This window comes from Phaeovulum molybdatiresistens, from assembly GCF_023544865.1.
In the GTDB taxonomy this organism is placed as follows: Bacteria; Pseudomonadota; Alphaproteobacteria; order Rhodobacterales; family Rhodobacteraceae; genus Pontitalea.
Genome location: NZ_JAMJFX010000016.1, coordinates 19,878 through 38,360, shown reverse-complemented (window position 1 = coordinate 38,360; position 18,483 = coordinate 19,878). Strand labels below are relative to the sequence as shown.

Genomic DNA, 18,483 nt, shown 5'->3' with positions numbered 1-18,483 from the left:
GACGGGGTTTTGAAACAATCACCCGTTCGGGCTAATTCCGGGGTCAGGCGGCCAACTGTGCCGCAGGACGGGGTTTTCTGGGCCGGGTCAGGAAATCCCGATCCGCCGGACGGTCTAGCCTGATCGGCGGGGTCAGGCGGGGCTGTGGCCCGGGGGGCGGCGTTCGGTGAGGCGATCGCCGCGCTGCACAACCGAATCGGCTAACCGGCGCCGGCCCGGACACACCCTAAACGTGTATCTTCCGTTGATATCCGGCCGCAGGTCTGGAATTCCCCACCCAAGATAGTCCCTTTGGGCGATGAAACTGTGGCAAAAATGTGTTACGGTCCAGCTTTGTCAAAGCTTACCCAGGGTCAGATTGTTTGTGCCCCTTGACAGCGGAGTAACGATCTTATGAATGCCGCCGCTTTTACGGATGATTTTCCGTCCCCGCTTTCCGAAAACTGTGCCGCCGGGGCCGCCACGCTGTGTTTCGTGGGTTCGGCCATCCAGTTTCCCGATACCGTCCTGCGCACTGTGCAAAGCGAACTGCGCCCGGTGCAGCCGATCCGCGCGCCCAGCCTTGCCGCGCTGCTGGACAACCCGCCGCCACAGCCCTTTTGCGCCCTTGTCGTCGAGGAATCCCAGGCCAACCCGCTGATCGTGGCCCGCACCGATCGCCACCCGATGCTGAATGATGCGGGCCTGATCATCGCCTATACCCACCGCGACGTCGCGCAGGACCTGATCCGGTCGCAGGGTCAGGCGGTCTTTGATCTGGCGATCAGCCTGCTGCCGATGAACCTCAATCTGGAAACCTGGCTGGCGGTGCTGCGCATGGCGCTGTCGGGCGGGCATTACATTCCGCCCGATCTGATGGGGCGGGCGGGCGCACAGGGCGGCCCCGCCACCGCGCCACCCGCGACCCAGGATAACCCCTGCACCCGCTATGGCCTGACCCCGCGCGAAACCGAGGTGCTGCAGATGCTGTCACTGGGGCAGGCAAACAAGGCAATCGCGCTGCAGATGAACCTGTCGGAACATACGGTCAAGCTGCATATCCACCGGATCATCGCAAAACTGGGCGTCCACAACCGGACCGAGGCCGCGCTGGTCTTTCACCGGGCGCATCATGGCTGATCCCGCGGCGGGCACCGCCCCACCCCCACCGGGGTTTGACGCCTTTTTGCTGCGCATCGGCCAGCTGAACTATGCCTGGACCAATACCGAAAGCCTGCTGATCCATCTGATCGCGGGGCTGGCGCGCACCGACAAGGACACCGCGGTCATCCTGTTTCTGACGCTGAACACCACGCGCGCGCGGCTGGATCTGGTCGAACGCCTGGCCAAGCGCGACCCCTGCCCGATCCCGCCCGCAGCACAGGCGCGCATCCTGTCGGTCAGCGCCCGGATGAAGACGCTGTCGGCGCTGCGCAACCGCTTCAACCACTGCATCTATGCCTTCGATGCCGAAGGCGGCCCGCCGCGCGCCATCTTGATGCGGATCGCCGACCGGCGCGAAAGCATCCGCATGGGCGCCGCCAGCACGCTGGACCGCGCCACGCTGGCCGAAATCGACGCGGCCCTGAGCGAATTGCAGCAGGTCAATGCGGAAATCTGGTCAATCGTGGGCGACTATGGCTTCCCGTTCTGAGATCTCGGCCATCCCGGCCCCGGCGCCCGCCAGCAGCGCCCCTTCGGCCAGACGCACGATCGACACGACATGGCAGGCCTGCACCACCGCACGGGCAATCTGCAGCTCGGCCCGGGCCAGGACCAGCGGGTCCGGCAGTGCCCGCGCGCGACGCCCCCCACGCGTCTGCGCAAAGATGCCAAGGGCGGAACTGCGCACAACCACCGTTTCACCCGGTCGATCCCGCCAAACGAGAACACATTGCATCATACCATTACCCCACATCGCGCCTTTCGCTGCGGATAAAAATTCCGCTGCGTCAACTTGATCTTTAGATAGGACGCCCGCGACGTTTTTTGAGTGTTTATTTATTGTCAACAACTTACGATTTCTTAACATCTAAACGACAGGATGTCGCCAAACAGCGACAGGCTTGACACAGTTTCGAAATGATCCAATTCCACCTTAGGACGTTTTGTAACAGCTTCATTAAACCCAAGGTAACCTAGCCCCGATGACAGCACCCAAAGCGCATTCGCCCCAGGACATCCGCGCCATCTTCGGGCGCAACCTGCAAAGTCTGGCGGCCCCGGCGGGATCGGTGTCGCAACTGTGCCGCGATCTGGGCATCAACCGCACCCAGTTCCTGCGCTATCTGAACGGCAGCGCCTTTCCCCGGCCCGATGTGTTGCAGCGCATCTGCACCCATTTCGGGGTCGATGCGCGCATCCTGCTGGAACCGATCGACGATATCCCGCCGCCGTCGGTTCATCAGCATCTGGCCAACGTGATGGACCGCAGCCGCCCCGAGGCGGGGGAATTGCAGATCCCCGAGACGATGTTCCCCAGCGGGCTGTTCAGGATCTGGCGACGGTCCTTTGCCCTGCCCGACCGGGCGGTGATGTCGCTGGCGCGGGTCTGGCGCGAAGGCCCGCTGACGCTGATCAAAAGCTATGAGCCGCAGCAGCTGACGCCCTATGCCTTCGACATGGCCCGCCCGCCCGTGGTGCCGGTGCAGGGCTTTGTCATGCGCGCCGAGGATGGGGTGGCGGCGCTGGCGATGCCGCGCGGGCAACGGCTGCACCGCTTCACCTATCTGCGCCAAGGCCATGCCGGCTTTGGCACGCTGCATGCGGGCTATGCCACGCTGGCGCGCGACCGTTCGGCCGGGCAGCTGCGCGCGGTGGGGGTGCTGGCCGAACATCTGCTGGCCCCGCATCCGCCGCTGATCCGGCTGGCGCGCGAAACCGGCTATCGCCCGATGGATCAGGTGCCCGCGCTGTTTGCCCGCCACCTGATGCAGGACCACCCGAACTGACGCCCAACCCCACAAACAAGAAGGCGGGGCGCGCCCAGGGGCCGCCCCGCCAGTTTCGTCGATCAGGCTCTTTGGTTCACCGCCCGAGGTGTTATGGTTTCGCCTGGGCCTTCTCGACGTCTGGGGCGAGCGCACCCGCCCCGGATCTCAGTTCATCCGCGCGGCCCCGCCCGCGCCAAGCAGCGTGACGGTGGTGCGCGCGCCCTGCATGCGGATATCGGCCACGCGCATCGGGCGGGGGCCGCTGCCCCGGTCCCACAGCTCGACCGAGGCCGGGCCCGCGAAGGTGGCATCCAGCAGCGACAACAGCGCCGGCCCGCTCAGGTCCACCTCGACACCGCCGGGGATGGCGCGCATCGCACCCGGCACCACCCGCTTGTCGCCCACGATCAGATCCATCATCCGCCCTTTCAAGCCAAGGCCCCGGACATCACTGCCCGGGGCCCTTTTCGGTCAGCTGCAGCCGCTGGTCGCGCCGCAGGTGTTGCACTTCATGCAGGTGCCGTTGCGCACCAGCGTATAGTTGCCGCATTCGCCGCAGGCCTCGCCCTCATAGCCCTGCATCTTGGCCTTGGTGCGCGCGTCCATCGCCACCACGCCCGAGGACAGCGCCGTCGTGGACCCCGCCCCCGCGGCCATGGCGGTTTCGGGCACCAGGGTCGCCAGCGCCACCGCCGGATCAGCCGCGCCCGCCAGCGCGGTCGCCCCGACCCCGCCCTGCAGCACCACCAGTTCCTGCGGCAGCCGCTTGCGCAGATAGCCGGTCGAGGAAATCTGGCGCAGCACTTCCAGCGACTTCGAGGCGGCGCTTTCGCTGACCGGCTCGACGTTGCGCTTGCCCTCATCGGCGCCGCCGCCCAGATCGTCGAAGCTGGCGCCCTGCGGCTTCACATGGGCCAGATCGGTGCGGTCCAGATAGGACACCGCCAGTTCGCGGAACACGTAGTCCAGGATCGAGGTCGCGTTCTTGATGCTGTCATTGCCCTGCACCATGCCCGCGGGTTCGAACTTGGTGAAGGTGAAGGCGTCGACGAATTCCTCCAGCGGCACGCCATATTGCAGGCCCACCGACACGGCGATGGCAAAGTTGTTCATCATCGCCCGGAAGCCAGCGCCTTCCTTGTGCATGTCGATGAAGATCTCGCCCAGCGTGCCGTCGCGGTATTCGCCGGTCCGCAGATAGACCTTGTGGCCGCCCACGACCGCCTTCTGGGTATAGCCCTTGCGACGTTCGGGCAGTTTTTCGCGGTGGCTGCGGACGATTTCCTTGACCACGATCTTTTCGACGATCTTTTCGGCCAGGACGGCGGCCTTTTCCTGCTGGCTGCCGGTGGCCAGGATTTCTTCGGCCTCCTCGTCATCCTCGACCAGGGCCGAGGCCAGCGGCTGCGACAGCTTGGACCCGTCACGATACAGCGCGTTGGCCTTGATCCCCAGGCTCCAGGACAGTTCATAGGCCGCCAGGGTTTCCTCGATCGTGGCCGAATTCGGCATGTTGATCGTCTTGGAAATCGCCCCCGAGATGAAGCTTTGCGCCGCCGCCATCATGTGGATGTGGCTTTCCACCGACAGGTAGCGCTTGCCCTTCTTGCCGCAGGCATTGGCGCAATCGAACACGCTGTAATGTTCGGGCTTCAGGAACGGCGCGCCTTCCAGCGTCATCGTGCCGCAAACGTGGTCATTGGCGGCGTCGATCTGGGCCTTGGTGAAGCCCAGGTGGCGCAGCATGTCGAAGGTGGGATCGTTCAGCTTTTCGGCCGGGATGCCTAGCGACTTGGTGCAGAAATCCTCGCCCAGCGTCCACTGGTTGAAGACAAAGCGAATGTCGAAGGCCGAAGGCAGCGCGGTTTCGATCTTTTCCAGCTCACGCGGGCCAAAGCCGTGGCCGATCAGCGCGGTGTGGTTGATGCCGGGGCAGTTGCCCAAGGACGCGTGACCCACCGCATAGGCGATGATTTCCTCGATCTGCGCCGAGCCATAGCCCAGCGATTCAAGCGCCGCGGGAACCGAGCGGTTGATGATCTTGAAATAGCCGCCACCGGCCAGCTTCTTGAACTTGACCAGGGCGAAATCGGGCTCGATCCCGGTGGTGTCGCAATCCATCACCAGGCCGATCGTGCCCGTGGGCGCGATCACCGACACCTGCGCGTTGCGGTAGCCGTGCTTTTCGCCCAGCACCAGCGCCTCATCCCAGGCGGTTTTGGCCAGCGCGACCAGCGTCGGATCGGGGCAGTTCACCTGATCCAGCGGCACCGGCAGAACCGAAAGCCCCTCATAGCCATCGGCGCGGCCATAGGCGGCGTTGCGGTGGTTGCGGATCACGCGCAGCATATGCGCCGCATTGCGGCCATAGCCCGGGAAGGCGCCCAGTTCGGCGGCCATTTCCGCCGAGGTGGCATAGCTGATCCCGGTCATCACCGCGGTCAGCGCGCCGCACAGTGCCCGGCCCTCATCGCTGTCATAGCCAAGGCCCATGGTCATCAGCAGGCCGCCGATATTGGCATAGCCCAGACCCAGCGTGCGGAAATCATAGGACCGCTGCGCGATTTCGGGGCTGGGGAACTGCGCCATCGTGACCGAGATTTCCAGCGTCACGGTCCACAGCCGGGTGGCGTGGACATAGGCTTCGGCGTCGAAATTGCCGTTCTTGTAGAAGGTCAGCAGGTTCATCGAGGCCAGGTTGCAGGCCGTGTCATCCAGGAACATGTATTCCGAGCACGGGTTCGAGCCGCGGATCTGCCCGTCCTCGGGGCAGGTGTGCCATTCGTTCACCGTGTCGTGGAACTGGATGCCCGGGTCGGCGCAGGCCCAGGCGGCATGGCCCACCTGATCCCACAGCTCGCGCGCCTTCACGGTCTTGGCAACCTTGCCATCGGTGCGCCGGATCAGCGCCCAGTCGGCATCGTCCTTGACCGCCTGCAGGAAGGCATTGGTGACGCGCACCGAATTGTTCGAATTCTGCCCCGAAACCGAGACATAGGCCTCGCTGTCCCAATCGGTGTCATAGGTGGGGAATTCGATGCTGGAATAGCCCTGGCGGGCGTATTGCAGCACACGGTTGACATAGGTTTCCGGGATCATCACGCGCTTGGCCGATTTGATCGCGGCCTTCAACGCCTCGTTCTTGGCGGGGTCGGTGGCATCGGCCACAGCGCCGTCCCAGGCCCGGATCGCGTCGAAGATCTTGTTCAGCTCACGCTCATGCATCTTGGACCCGGCCACCAGGCTGGCGACCTTCTGTTCCTCGATGACCTTCCAGTTGATGAAGGATTCGACATCGGGGTGATCCATGTCGCAGATCACCATCTTGGCCGCGCGACGCGTGGTGCCGCCCGACTTGATCGCGCCCGCGGCGCGGTCACCGATTTTCAGGAACCCCATCAGACCGCTGGACTTGCCGCCACCCGACAGCTTTTCCCCTTCCCCGCGCAGGCTGGAGAAGTTGGTGCCCGTGCCGGACCCGTATTTGAACAGACGCGCTTCACGGACCCACAGGTCCATGATGCCGCCGTCGCCCACCAGATCGTCCTTGACCGACTGGATGAAGCAGGCATGCGGCTGGGGGTGTTCATAGGCGCTGGCGGATTTCGTCAGCTTGCCGGTCTGGAAGTCGACGTAATAGTGGCCTTGGCTCGGCCCGTCGATGCCATAGGCCCAGTGCAGGCCGGTGTTGAACCACTGCGGCGAATTCGGCGCGGCCATCTGGTTGGCCAGCATGAAGCGCATTTCGTCGTAATAGGCGCGGGCATCGGCCTCGGTGGTGAAATAGCCGCCCTTCCAGCCCCAATAGGCCCAGGCGCCGGCCAGACGGTCGAACACCTGCTTGGCCGAGGTTTCGCCCACGAAGCGTTCATCCTCGGGCAGCTTGGCCAGCGCGGCCTCATCCGGGACGGACCGCCACAGGAATTCGGGCACACCCTTTTCCTTGACACGCTTCAGCGCCGCCGGAACCCCCGCCTTGCGGAAATATTTCTGCGCCAGAACGTCCGAGGCGACCTGGCTCCAGCCTTCGGGCACTTCGACGTTCTCATTGCGGAACACGATCTTGCCGTCGGGATTGCGGATCTCGGAGGCGGTGGTGGTAAAGGCCATCTCGCCGTAGGCGCCGGATGCGGCCTTGGTGAACTTGCGTTCGATCTTCATGTGCCCTGTCCCTTACGGTTCTGTTCCTTGCGCCGCGGTGACGTGGACAAAACAGACCCGGCCCCGCGGAAAACCGCGAAGGAAGGCCACCGTTGCAGCGGTGCGGCCATCTGGGGTGATCGGTCTTGTCCCGCCTGCGACCACTAAATCTGGTGGCGCCGCAGCTGACGGACACAAAGTGGCGTAGGACGCGCCATCGGTCAACAAAGTTTTCACCATTGCGAGGGCGATTTTTCTGTTGACGCGGGGCGGGCTGCGGGGGGTCGCGTTAACCTTTTGATTCATCCACAGCAGGGCATCGCACCGCCCCCCGCCCCGGCGGGGCCTTTTGCCTTGTCTGCTTGGGCCTTGCGACGCGAAGATGACAATCTGGATGAATTTCATCCACAGCCCACAATATCTTGTGGATATCCGGGACGCACAGACGCCAAACCCGGCGCAGGCGCGCCCGGGCATCCGGATTCAAGCGAAAAAGAGGGATTGGTCGGGGCGAGAAGATTCGAACTTCCGACCTACGGTACCCAAAACCGTCGCGCTACCAGGCTGCGCTACGCCCCGACGCCCCCTTCCTAGCGGGCCGGGACGCAAAGGAAAAGGGGTCAGTCGCAGGGAAAGGCCGCAATTGCGCGATCAAGGCGCGGATGGGCGATGACCGCCCCCGGCGCGATGCCGATCCGGCGCGCCAGCCCGCCATTGATTTCCAGCACCATCAGCACCGGCGCCCCCGACGGCAGCGGGGTTTCATCGAACGGCACGGCGTTTTCATGCAGATGCACGACCCGCCCCGTTTCATCGATGAACAAAAGATCCAGCGGCAGGGGCGTGTTCTTCATCCAGAAGGCGACAGGCTCGGGGCGGTCATAGATGAACAGCATCCCCGCCCCCGCAGGCATCCGTTCACGCCCCATCAATCCTTGCGCGCGTTCGGCCGGATCATCGGCGATTTCAACGGCAAAGCGCGCCTCGCCCCGGTCATGGCGGATCAGCACCAGATCGTCGCGACAGGCCGCAGCCGAAGCCGGGCCCGCAAGCCCCGCCAGCAGGCCCAGGACGATGCCGAACCGCCGCAGGCCCATGCCGATCAGCGGCCCGCGCGCAGCGCGGCTTCCCATGACAGCACCTGCGCCGCCATGCGCCCGCGCTTGCCGTCGATCACGCGCAGGCAGACCGCCTCGCCCGGGCCCAAGTCGGCAAAACCCGACCGGCGCAGCACCTCGATATGGATGAACACATCCTCGGGGCGGCCAAAGACATTGGCAAAGCCGAATCCCTTGGCCTTGTCGAACCATTTCACCCGCGCCGATTCCAGCGGCAGGGCCGCGATCATCTCGGGGTCGGTCTCGCCCAGATCCTCGATCTGCGACATGCGGTCGGATTCGGGCGGCTGGATATCCAGCACCTCGACCGCCTGCGCGCCGCGCGGGGTCTTTTGCACCGTGACCGTGATGCCAGCATTGTCGGCAACCGATCCCTGCCCGAAATTGCGCAACACATTGGCGTGCAGCAGGATGTCTGGCCCGCCCTCGGCGTCCAGAATAAAGCCGAAACCCTTCGCAGGGTCGAACCACTTCACACGCCCTTCAACCCGTCGCAAATCCGTCTGATCGTCCGTCATACCCACTCTTTCCTGCCCCCCTCTGGTCCGGGCCTTTCAACTCTCACAATGAGAAGGATAGTTTCAAGTCCAAAAGTATGGAATTCCATACCGCAGCCCACAAACCCTGCGGAACCTACGGATTCAGGCGGAAAATTTCCCACTCCGCACCGGGCGCCGGACGGCGCCAGCGGAAGCGGTCGTGCAGGCGAAAAGCGCCATCGGCCCAGAACTCGATTTCCAGGGGCGTGATGCGGATGCCGCCCCAATGGGGCGGACGCGTGGGCGCGGTGCCCTGCTGGGCGGTGACGCGGGCGACCTCGGCCATCAGCGCCATGCGCGAGGACAACGGCTCGCTTTGCCGCGAGGCCCAGGCCCCCAGCCGGCTTTTCAGGCTGCGCGAGGCGAAATAGTCATCCGCCTGCGGCCCCGCCTCGCGGCTGGTCAGACCGCGCACGCGGATCTGGCGACGCAGGCTTTTCCAGTGCAGCACGAAGGCGGCCTTGCCAGCGGCCTCGATCTCGCGCCCCTTGGCTGACCCGTAATTGGTATAAAAGACGAAGGCCCCGCCCGAGGGCGCATCCAGCGGCTCGATATCCTTCAGCAGCACCATGCGCACATTGGGCAGCCCGTCCCCATCCACCGTCGCCAGCGCGATGGCATTGGGATCGTTGATCTCTTCGCGCTCGGCCTCGGCCAGCCAGCTGGCCGCGATGGCAAACGGATCGTCGCCTGCGAAAATGCCGCCTCTGTCGCTCATGTCATTTCCCTGCCCGTTGACTGCGCCCGGGGTCCGGGCGCCGGGCAAGATCATGCCCGCGCGGACGCGGCGCCGCAAGCCACGGCGCGCATCTCTTCCGCGACTTGATGCGGCTTGCGCTTTCGCCTAATGCTGTCGCACTTACCAAAGGGAAGCGCGAGGGATCTGAATGTCTAGCAATCTGTTGGCGGGCAAGCGCGGGCTGATCATGGGACTTGCCAATGACAAGTCGATCGCCTGGGGCGTTGCCAAGGCCTGCGCCGATGCGGGCGCGGAACTGGCCTTTTCCTACGTTGGCGACGCGCTGAAAAAACGGGTCGAGCCGCTGGCGGCATCGCTGGGCACGCCGCTGCTGTTCGAATGCGATGTGGCCGACGACGCCAGCATCGACGCGCTGTTCGAGGGGCTGAAGGCCGAATGGGGCCAGATCGATTTCGTGGTCCATGCCATCGGCTTTGCCGACAAGAACGAATTGCGCGGCCGCTATGTCGACACCTCGCGCGCGGGGTTCACGATGGCGCTGGACATTTCGGCCTATTCCTTCACCGCGATCTGCCAGCGCGCCGCGGCCATGATGGGCCCGGGCGGCAGCCTGCTGACGCTGACCTATTACGGCGCCGAAAAGGTGATGCCGCATTACAACGTGATGGGCGTGGCCAAGGCCGCGCTGGAGGCATCGGTGAAATACCTGGCCGAGGATCTGGGCAAGGACGGCATCCGCGTCAATGCGATCAGCGCCGGTCCGATCAAGACCCTGGCCGCCAGCGGCATCGGCGATTTCCGCTACATCATGAAGTGGAACGAACTGAACAGCCCGCTGCGCCGCAACGTGACGCAGGAAGAGGTCGGCAAGGCCGCGCTTTATCTGCTGTCGGATCTGGGATCGGGCACCACGGGCGAAAACCTGCATGTGGATGCGGGCTATCACGTCGTCGGGATGAAGGCGGTGGATGCACCCGATATCGACGTGGTCACGGGCCGCGACAACGGCAAGGCGTAACGCTTGGACCTGTCGCCCTATCTGGTGATGGTTGCAACGCTGTCCCTGGCGATCCTGTCGCCGGGGCCCGCGATCATTGCCGCCACCCAGACCGCCTTTGCCCATGGGCGCGACCGCGCCCTGCCCTATGGCATCGGGCTGGCCACGGGCGCCTCGCTGTGGTGCCTGTTTGCGCTTTTGGGGCTGGCGGTGGTGTTCCGCCTGCACCCGGCACTGTTTTCCGGCATGAAGGTGCTGGGTGGGCTGTATCTGATCTGGATGTCCTGGGGCCTGTGGCGCGCGGCAACCCTGCCTCTGCCTGCAGCCGCCGACGGCCGCTTTGGCCGCAGCTTCTGGGGCGGGATCGTGCTGAACCTGTCCAACCCGAAACCCGCGCTGTTCTATTCCGCGCTGATCCTGTCGGTCTTTCCCGACCCGCTCAGCGTCGCGCGCCAGATCGGCATCTATGCCGCCTGCCTGTCGACGGAACTGTTCTGGTATGTCGTCGTCGTGCTGGTGATGTCCACCACCGCGATGCGCAGCCGCTATTTCGCGGCGCGCTTCTGGATCGACCGGGCCGCCGCGGTCGCACTGTTCGGCCTGGGGCTTGTGCTGATCTTCCAGCGCTGAGACGGGGGCTGATGCGGGGGCTGGCGGATCACGCCCGGTGCGCGGTAATCTGGCGCGACAGACGGGCCCCGCGCCCCAGCAAGGAGTTGATGCATGACCGACCGGCTTCCCCATGAAAAAGGTTTCCACGTCAGCTGGGACCAGCTGCACCGCGACGCGCGCGCGCTGGCCTGGCGGCTGGATGGCAAGGGCCCCGATGCCGGCAACTGGCGCGCAGTCGTGGGCATCACCCGCGGCGGCCTGGTGCCCGCGATGATCGTCAGCCGCGAGCTGGACATCCGCGTGGTCGACACGATCTCGGTCAAATCCTACAGCCACCAGGACCAACGCGCGGCGCAGGTGACGAAATCGCCGCAGGCCGATCTGATGGGCGATGGCGAGGGCATCCTGATCGTCGACGATCTGGTCGATACCGGCAAGACGCTGGAACTGGTCCGCCAGCTGTTCCCCAAGGCCCATTTCGCCACCGTCTACGCCAAGCCCAAGGGCAAGCCGCTGGTCGACACCTATGTGACCGAGGTCAGCCAGGACACCTGGATCTTCTTCCCCTGGGACATGGCCCTGCAATACGTTCAACCCTATCGCGGCACCGACTGATCGCCGCCCGCCCTGCACGCCGCCCCTGCCCGGCCGGTCGATGCGACCACGCGGCCGATGCCTCCGGCGGAGGTATTTGGGGCAAGATGAAAGCGCTTTCACCTTGCCTGAAATACCTCCCGCGGAGCGTTCCCCAACCAGCCAGGGGCGCCACGCGCCAAGCCCCTGATGCGCCCCCAGCCAAAGGACCCAGATGCCGCTTTCGCCGCTGAACCCCGCTCTGGCCCGCACATCCGCCCCCCCGGTGATGGAGGCGCGGCGCTGGCTGGAGGGGGTGACATTCCCGCCCGAGCGCCCGCTGATCAACGTCAGCCAGGCCGCGCCCGTCGCGCCCCCGCCCGAGGCGCTGCGCCGCGCCATTGCCGATGCCGCGCTGGAAAACCCAGCCGCGCATCTTTACGGCCCCGTCCTTGGCCTGCCCGAGCTGCGCGCCGAAGTCGCCGCGCAGTGGTCGGCGGGCTATGGCGGTCAGGTCCGGGCCGATCAGGTGGCGATCACGCAAGGATGCAATCAGGCTTTTTGTGCGGTCATGGCCACACTGGCCGGGCCGGGCGATGCGGTGATCCTGCCGGTGCCGTGGTATTTCAACCACAAGATGTGGCTGGACATGCAGGGTGTGGCCGCCGTGCCGTTGCACACCGGGCCTGACCTTTTGCCCGACCCGGACGCGGCGGCGGCGCTGATCGGGCCTGCCACCCGCGCCATCGTTCTGGTCAGTCCGAACAACCCCGGCGGCGTCGATTATCCCCCCGCGCTGATCCGCGCCTTTCTGGATCTGGCGCGGCGCCATTCCATCGCGCTGGTGCTGGATGAGACCTATCGCGATTTCCTGTCCGGCCCCGGGCCTGCGCATGATCTGTTCGCCGATCCGGACTGGGACGATAGCCTGATCCAGCTGTATTCCTTTTCCAAGGCCTATCGGCTGACGGGCCATCGCGTGGGGGCCATCGTCGCCAGCCCCGCCCGGCTGGCGCAGGTCGAGAAATTCCAGGACACGGTGGCGATCTGCCCCAACCAGCTGGGCCAGATCGGCGCGCTGTGGGGGATGCGCAACCTGTCGGATTGGCTTGCGGGCGAGCGCGCGGAAATCTTGGCCCGGCGCGCGGCGATGGCGGCGGGGCTGGCGGGGCTGCCGGGTTGGAAGACGCTGGGCTGCGGCGCCTATTTCGCCTATGTCGAACACCCCTTCGCCCTGCCCGCCCCCGATCTGGCCCGCCGTCTGGTGCGCGAGGCGGGCGTGTTGCTGTTGCCCGGCACCATGTTCATGCCCGCGGCCGACCCCGCCGCGGCGCGCCAGCTGCGCATCGCCTTTGCCAATGTCGACACCGCAGGCATCGCGCAATTGATGGAGCGTCTGCGCGGCCTGGCGTTCTGAGCCTTGCGGGGGCCCGACCAAAGCCCTAAACACCCTGAAACGGCAGAAAATCCGGGAGGGCGAGGATGTCGAGCACGCTGCGCAGCCATGGCAAGAACACCGTGGTATGGATCCTCATGGCGCTTCTGATCCTGGGGCTGGGCGGCTTCGGGATGACCAGCTTTTCCGGATCGGTCCGCGCGATCGGCGCGGTGGGCGAAACCGAGATCGACATCAACGATTATGCCCGCGCGCTGCGCGGTGAAATCGACGCCGCCTCGGCGCAGCTGGGTCGGCGGCTGACCACGCCCGAGGCGCTGGCCGCGCAGCTGGACAAGAGGGTGCAGGGCCAGTTGCTGGGCCGCGCCGCGCTGGAGGAACAGGCCCGAATTTTCGGCATTTCGGTGGGCGATGCACAGTTGCAGCGCGAAATCACCGGCGCACGCGCCTTTCAGGGGCTGGATGGCAATTTCGACCGCGAGGCCTATCGCCTGGCGCTGCGCCAGCTGGGCCTGAATGAGGGGGAATACGAAGACAAGCTGCGCGCCGAAATGGCGCTGACGCTGGTGCAGGGGGCGGTGGCCGGGGGGCTGGCCGCGCCGGGCGTTCAGGCCGATCTTTACACCGCCTACATCACCGAAACCCGCGCGATTTCCTATGCCGAGGTGACCGAGGCCGATCTGGCCGACACCGCAGCCGCCCCCGATGAGGCGGCCTTGCGCGCCTTTCACGGCGAAAACCCCGGTCGTTTCACCCGCCCCGAGACGCGCCGGATCAGCTATGTCTGGCTGACCCCCGACATGATGCTGGCCGAAGTGCCGGTGGATGAGGATGCGCTGCGCCGGATCTATCAGGACCGGATCGCGGAATTCGTTCAGCCCGAGCGGCGCCTGGTGGAACGGCTGGTCTATCCCAGCGCCGAAGAGGCCGCCGATGCCCGCGCGCGGCTGGATGCGGGCACCGCAAGCTTTGCCGATCTGGCCGCCGAACGGGGGCTGACGCTGGCCGATGCCGATCTGGGCGAGGTCGCCGCCGCCGATCTGGGCGCGGCGGGTCAAGCCGTCTTTGCGCTGGATGCGCCCGGCGTCGTGGGCCCGGTGGACACCGACCTGGGGCCTGCGCTGTTTTCGATGAACGCGATCCTTGCGCCGCAGGAAATCACCTTTGACGAGGTGCGTGACGAACTGGCCGCCGAAGCGGCGCTGGATCGCGCGCGGCGCATGATCCTGGACCAGTCCGCGGATCTGGAGGATCTGCTGGCCGGCGGCGCCACGCTGGAAGATGTCGCCGCCGAGACGCGGATGGAATTGGGCACCATCGCCTTCAACGACACGACCGAAGACGGGATCGCAGGCTACAGCGCCTTCCGCGATGCGGCGGGTCAGGTCACCCAGAGCGATTTCCCCGAACTGGCCGATCTGGAAGATGGCGGCGTCTTTGCGCTGCGTCTGGATGGGATCGACCCGCCCGCGCTGATCCCCTTTGACGAAATCCGCGATCAGGTCGAGGCGGCCTGGCGGGCCGAGGATCTGCTGACCCGCAAGCGCGCCCGCGCCCAAGAGGTGCTGGCCGCCGTCAGCGCAGGTGCGACGCTGGGGTCCAGCGGGCTTCTGGTCACAACGCTGGGCACCCTGCCCCGCGGCGGCTTTGTCGAGGGCATGCCCGCAGCGCTGGCGCAGACCGCCTTCACGCTGGCCGAAGGTGGCGCCGATATTGCCGAGGCCGAGGGCCGGGTGATCCTGGTGCAGCTGGATGCGATCCAGCCCGGCGATCCGGCTGACAATGACGTGCAGGCCGTGCGCGCGGTGATGGACCGGTCGATCGCCCAATCGCTGGCCGGCGATCTGGTCGACCTTTTCGCCCGCGCCGCCCAGGCCGAGGCAGGCTTGACACTTGACAGCACGGCGATCAACGCCGTGCATGCCCAGATGCAGTAACAGGAGGCCCCGGTGGTCGCGCTTTCCCCTTCCTTCGAGGAATTCGAGGCCGCCTGGGCCCAGGGCCGCAATCAGCTGGTCTACGCCCGGCTGGCCGCCGATCTGGACACGCCGGTTTCGCTGATGCTGAAACTGGCCGATGCCGCGCCCAATTCCTTCATGCTGGAAAGCGTGACCGGGGGCGAGGTGCGCGGCCGCTATTCGATCATCGGCATGAAGCCCGATGTGATCTGGCAATGCCGGGGCACGCAGGCGCGCATCAACCGGCAGGCCCGTTTCGAAGACCGGTTCGAAGATCTGCCCGGCCATCCGCTGGACAGCCTGCGCGCCCTGATCGCCGAAAGCCGGATCGAGATGCCCGACGGGCTTCCGGCGGCGGCGGCGGGGCTGTTTGGCTATCTGGGCTATGATATGATCCGGCTGGTGGAACGGCTGCCCCATGTCAACCCCGACCCGATCGGCGTGCCCGATGCGGTGCTGTTGCGGCCCTCGGTCGTGGCGGTGCTGGACGGGGTCAAGGGCGATGTGACGCTGTGCGCCCCGGCCTGGGCCGCATCGGGCATGACCGCGCGCGCCGCCTATGCGCAGGCCGCCGAACGGGTGATGGATGCGCTGCGCGATCTGGACCGCCAGCCCAGCCAGCCCCGCGATCTGGGCGAGGTGGCGCAGGTCGGCCCGCTGGTGTCGAATTTCACCCCCGATGGCTATCGCGCGGCGGTGGAAAAGGCCAAGGATTACATCCGCGCGGGCGACATCTTTCAGGTCGTGCCCGCGCAGCGCTGGACAGCGGATTTCCCGCTGCCGCCCTTCGCGCTTTACCGCAGCCTGCGGCGCACCAACCCGTCGCCCTTCATGTTCTTCCTGAATTTCGGGGGCTTCCAGATCGTCGGCGCCAGCCCGGAAATCCTGGTGCGCCTGCGTGAAGGCGAGGTGACGATCCGCCCCATCGCCGGCACCCGCCCGCGCGGCCAGACGCCCGAGGAAGACCGCGCGCTGGAGGCCGATCTGCTGGCCGACAAGAAGGAACTGGCCGAACATCTGATGCTGCTGGATCTGGGCCGCAACGATGTGGGCCGGGTGGCCAAGATCGGCACCGTGCGCCCGACCGAGAAATTCATCATCGAGCGCTATTCCCACGTCATGCATATCGTGTCGAACGTGGTGGGCGAACTGGCCGAGGGCGAAGATGCCCTGTCGGCGCTGCTGGCGGGCCTGCCCGCGGGCACCGTATCGGGCGCACCCAAGGTCCGCGCGATGGAAATCATCGACGAGCTGGAACCCGAAAAGCGCGGCATCTATGGCGGCGGCGTCGGCTATTTCGCCGCCAATGGCGAAATGGACATGTGCATCGCGCTGCGCACCGCGCTGGTCAAGGACAGCAAGCTGTTCATCCAGGCCGGCGGCGGCGTGGTCTTTGACAGCGATCCCGAGGCGGAATTCCAGGAAAGCGTGAACAAATCCAAGGCCCTGCGCAAGGCGGCCGAGGATGCGGGCATGTTCGTCCGGCGCGGGAACTGATCGACGGGTCCGCGACGGGGCGGCGGCTGGCCCGCCCGGCCCTGTCGCCCCTGCGTTTCGCGGGATTGGCCCCTGTGATTACTGGCCTGCGTCGTTATTGACCTGCGCCGGATCGCTCGCCTCTGCACCAAGCACCACGGCGGAAACCGGGGCCATGCGCACCGACCGGCCCGCCTTGGAATGCCAGGCCAGCAGCCCCGCCACCGATTGCGGCCAACCGCTAAGCATGATGGTCACCGTGCCGCTGCGCTGCGCCTCGAACTTGCCGCGATCCAGCATCCGCTCGATTGCGGCGGCGGTGTCACGGTCGGTGTCCAGCACCCGCCAGATGCTTGCCTGCGGCAGGTTCTGGCCGCGCGCGATCTGCGCGGCGGCGTTCAGCCCCTGTGCCTGGGTGACAAGGCCCAGCCCCTCACGCGACAGGATGCGCACCAGCTGTTGGGACAGGTTGCGATTGTTCTGCAGGTGCGGCTGGGCGGGTTCGACCACGGCAACCGCCTGCGGGATCGCGGCGCGCCAGGCCTCCAGCGCGGTTTCAATATCGGTCGCGGTCGCGCCCGGCGGCAGGCCTGCGGCCAGGATCGCCACCTCAAGGCCCGCAGCGCGAAAATCGGCGGCGGCTTGGGCCGCATCGGGGCGCGTGGGGTCAATGGCGATCGTCAGCGGAAAGCTGATGGTCTTGAGCGTGTCACGATCCAGCCCGCCTGCCTCGGGGCCGGGGTCGATCAGCACGACGGAATAGATCGGCCCCTCGCCCGCCAACGGCGCGGGCCCGGCATGGGCGCGCAGCGGCGGCAGATCGGCGCCGCCTTCGGGATCAAGCACCAAGGCACTGTCGGGGCCATCGTCGGGGGTGGGCGCATCCTGCATCGCCGCTTCCGGCGCGGTTGACGCCGCAGGCGCGGGGCTGGCGATTGCAGGCAGACGGCCCACACGCACCCCCGGCGCATTGGCAAAGCCCGTGCCGCCCGGCGCGATCACACGCGGCAGTGCCGGGGCCACGGGCGCGGGGTCCGGGGCCCCCGGATCGCTGGCCAGGGGCCGCGCGATGTCCTGCCCATCGGGGGAAACCAGACGCGCTGCGCGCCCGGCGCCGGCCACGGTGCTTAGCATCGGTTCGCCATCCATCGGCGCCGTTTCGTCGGGGTCGCCATCGTCGGCGCGCTCATCCCCGGGCACGGGCATCAACAGCGGCGCCGCCGCCTCGCCGGGCGGGGGCACGGGGATCGGCGTCTCGGCCCCCGGCGTGCGGGCCAGCGCAAGTTCGGCGCTTTCGGGCGCAGGCGCCAGGTCGGGCGCGGCGGGCACCGGCGCGGGGCGCGCGGCGGGCGCGGTTTCGGCCAGGGCGGGCGGGGCGGCGGCCGGATCATCAGCGCGCGGCGCATCGGGGCCTGCGGCCTGGCCACGGGCGGGGGCTGCCACAGGCGCGGGGGCGGCGGGGGGCGCATCGGCGGGACCACGGGCGAATTCCGACCCGGCGGGCACGGTGATCGCTGCTTCGGGGGCCGCGACCACCGGCGCCGCTTCGGGCCCCGCGGCAGGCGGGTTATCCGCGACTTCGGGCGCAGTGCCGTCAGGATCGGCGCCGTCGGGCATCGCGATTTCAGGTGCCGCAACCTTGGGCGCAAGGGCTTGGGGGGCCGGAGCTTCGGGCGCGGCGATCTGCGGGGCCGCAGCCTCGGTGACCACGGGTTCGGGCGCAAGCGGGCCGGGCGTGGGCAGCTGCGGCGGCGCGGGCCGGGCCGGGCCATCGGACTGCGCAGCCTGCGGCGCAGGCTGCTGCGGCGGCGGCAGCATCAGCGACACCCCACCCAGCCCAAGCACCGAAACGACCGCCCCAAACCCAAGCCCTGAAAGAACGCCCCGTGTCATGCAGCCCCACCCAAGTTAGTGCCGGCACGCGCGCGCCCGCGTCCGGTCGAAAAAGCCCCTGCCGGCGGCGTCGGATCGCAGGAAAGACCCGCTGGCCCTTGACCCCGCCGCGCCGCTCTGGGCATCTATAGCGCGACGAAATCCCCGGTTCACCCCCTGAATCCGGGCG

16 protein-coding genes and 1 tRNA gene are annotated in these 18,483 nt (G+C 66.7%); 9 read left to right on the top strand and 8 right to left on the bottom strand.

What is annotated here, in order from left to right; genetic code table 11:
- The first annotated feature begins 393 nt into the window (after positions 1–393).
- Both MXB90_RS11785 and MXB90_RS11780 read left to right on the top strand, forming a co-directional pair.
- Positions 394–1,119 carry a helix-turn-helix transcriptional regulator gene (locus tag MXB90_RS11785; RefSeq protein ID WP_250044980.1) on the top strand — a complete coding sequence of 242 codons (726 nt, stop codon included), beginning with the start codon at positions 394–396 and terminating at the stop codon, positions 1,117–1,119.
- On the top strand, positions 1,112–1,633 hold the full coding sequence (locus MXB90_RS11780; RefSeq protein WP_250044979.1) for a hypothetical protein: 522 nt from the start codon (positions 1,112–1,114) through the stop codon (positions 1,631–1,633). Before MXB90_RS11785 ends, MXB90_RS11780 begins: the two co-directional genes overlap by 8 nt.
- Here the strand turns inward: MXB90_RS11780 and MXB90_RS11775 are convergent.
- A complete protein-coding gene (locus tag MXB90_RS11775) occupies positions 1,601–1,837 on the bottom strand; it encodes a hypothetical protein (protein WP_250044978.1) in 237 nt (78 codons plus the stop codon). The two genes, MXB90_RS11780 and MXB90_RS11775, sit on opposite strands and share 33 nt — an antisense overlap.
- Positions 1,838–2,126: 289 nt before the next feature.
- On the opposite strand from MXB90_RS11775, the gene MXB90_RS11770 reads away from it, so the two are divergent.
- The gene (locus MXB90_RS11770) at positions 2,127–2,930 is read left to right on the top strand and encodes a helix-turn-helix domain-containing protein (RefSeq protein ID WP_250044976.1); all 804 of its coding nucleotides are present in this window, start codon (positions 2,127–2,129) and stop codon (positions 2,928–2,930) included.
- Between the two features lie 147 nt (positions 2,931–3,077).
- Here MXB90_RS11770 and MXB90_RS11765 read toward each other — a convergent pair whose 3' ends face one another.
- The 6 genes from MXB90_RS11765 to pdxH form a co-directional block, all read right to left on the bottom strand.
- The gene (locus tag MXB90_RS11765) at positions 3,078–3,329 is read right to left on the bottom strand and encodes a hypothetical protein (RefSeq protein WP_250044974.1); all 252 of its coding nucleotides are present in this window, start codon (positions 3,327–3,329) and stop codon (positions 3,078–3,080) included.
- A gap of 54 nt (positions 3,330–3,383) precedes the next feature.
- Positions 3,384–7,073, bottom strand: a complete 3,690-nt coding sequence (locus MXB90_RS11760) for a vitamin B12-dependent ribonucleotide reductase (RefSeq protein ID WP_250044972.1) — start codon at positions 7,071–7,073, stop codon at positions 3,384–3,386.
- 481 nt (positions 7,074–7,554) lie between these two features.
- Positions 7,555–7,631, bottom strand: a tRNA-Pro gene (locus tag MXB90_RS11755).
- Positions 7,632–7,672: 41 nt separating this feature from the next.
- Positions 7,673–8,185 (bottom strand): DUF192 domain-containing protein, encoded by a 513-nt coding sequence (locus MXB90_RS11750; protein WP_250044970.1) that lies wholly within the window; start codon positions 8,183–8,185, stop codon positions 7,673–7,675.
- On the bottom strand, positions 8,155–8,688 hold the full coding sequence (locus MXB90_RS11745) for a cold-shock protein (RefSeq protein WP_250044968.1): 534 nt from the start codon (positions 8,686–8,688) through the stop codon (positions 8,155–8,157). The genes MXB90_RS11750 and MXB90_RS11745 overlap by 31 nt, the downstream gene beginning before the upstream one ends.
- Before the next feature lie 115 nt (positions 8,689–8,803).
- Positions 8,804–9,427 carry a pyridoxamine 5'-phosphate oxidase gene (gene pdxH / locus MXB90_RS11740; RefSeq protein ID WP_250044966.1) on the bottom strand — a complete coding sequence of 208 codons (624 nt, stop codon included), beginning with the start codon at positions 9,425–9,427 and terminating at the stop codon, positions 8,804–8,806.
- 169 nt (positions 9,428–9,596) lie between these two features.
- On the opposite strand from pdxH, the gene fabI reads away from it, so the two are divergent.
- The 6 genes from fabI (at position 9,597) to trpE (ending at position 16,442) form a co-directional block, all read left to right on the top strand.
- Positions 9,597–10,427, top strand: coding sequence for an enoyl-ACP reductase FabI (fabI, locus tag MXB90_RS11735; protein ID WP_250044964.1), 831 nt, complete (start codon positions 9,597–9,599; stop codon positions 10,425–10,427).
- A 3-nt stretch (positions 10,428–10,430) separates the two neighbouring features.
- Positions 10,431–11,036, top strand: coding sequence for a LysE family translocator (locus MXB90_RS11730; RefSeq protein WP_250044962.1), 606 nt, complete (start codon positions 10,431–10,433; stop codon positions 11,034–11,036).
- A 93-nt stretch (positions 11,037–11,129) separates the two neighbouring features.
- The gene (gene gpt, locus MXB90_RS11725; protein ID WP_250044960.1) at positions 11,130–11,633 is read left to right on the top strand and encodes a xanthine phosphoribosyltransferase; all 504 of its coding nucleotides are present in this window, start codon (positions 11,130–11,132) and stop codon (positions 11,631–11,633) included.
- A gap of 193 nt (positions 11,634–11,826) precedes the next feature.
- Positions 11,827–13,008 (top strand): aminotransferase, encoded by a 1,182-nt coding sequence (locus MXB90_RS11720; RefSeq protein ID WP_250044958.1) that lies wholly within the window; start codon positions 11,827–11,829, stop codon positions 13,006–13,008.
- 65 nt (positions 13,009–13,073) lie between these two features.
- Positions 13,074–14,924, top strand: a complete 1,851-nt coding sequence (locus MXB90_RS11715; RefSeq protein WP_250044956.1) for a SurA N-terminal domain-containing protein — start codon at positions 13,074–13,076, stop codon at positions 14,922–14,924.
- A 12-nt stretch (positions 14,925–14,936) separates the two neighbouring features.
- Entirely contained in the window at positions 14,937–16,442 is a 1,506-nt protein-coding gene (gene trpE / locus MXB90_RS11710) for an anthranilate synthase component I (RefSeq protein ID WP_250044954.1), read from the top strand.
- Positions 16,443–16,520: 78 nt separating this feature from the next.
- Here the strand turns inward: trpE and MXB90_RS11705 are convergent, their stop codons facing one another.
- Positions 16,521–18,314: a divergent polysaccharide deacetylase family protein gene (locus tag MXB90_RS11705; protein ID WP_250044952.1), complete on the bottom strand. Its 1,794-nt coding sequence runs from the start codon at positions 18,312–18,314 to the stop codon at positions 16,521–16,523.
- Positions 18,315–18,483 lie beyond the last annotated feature (169 nt).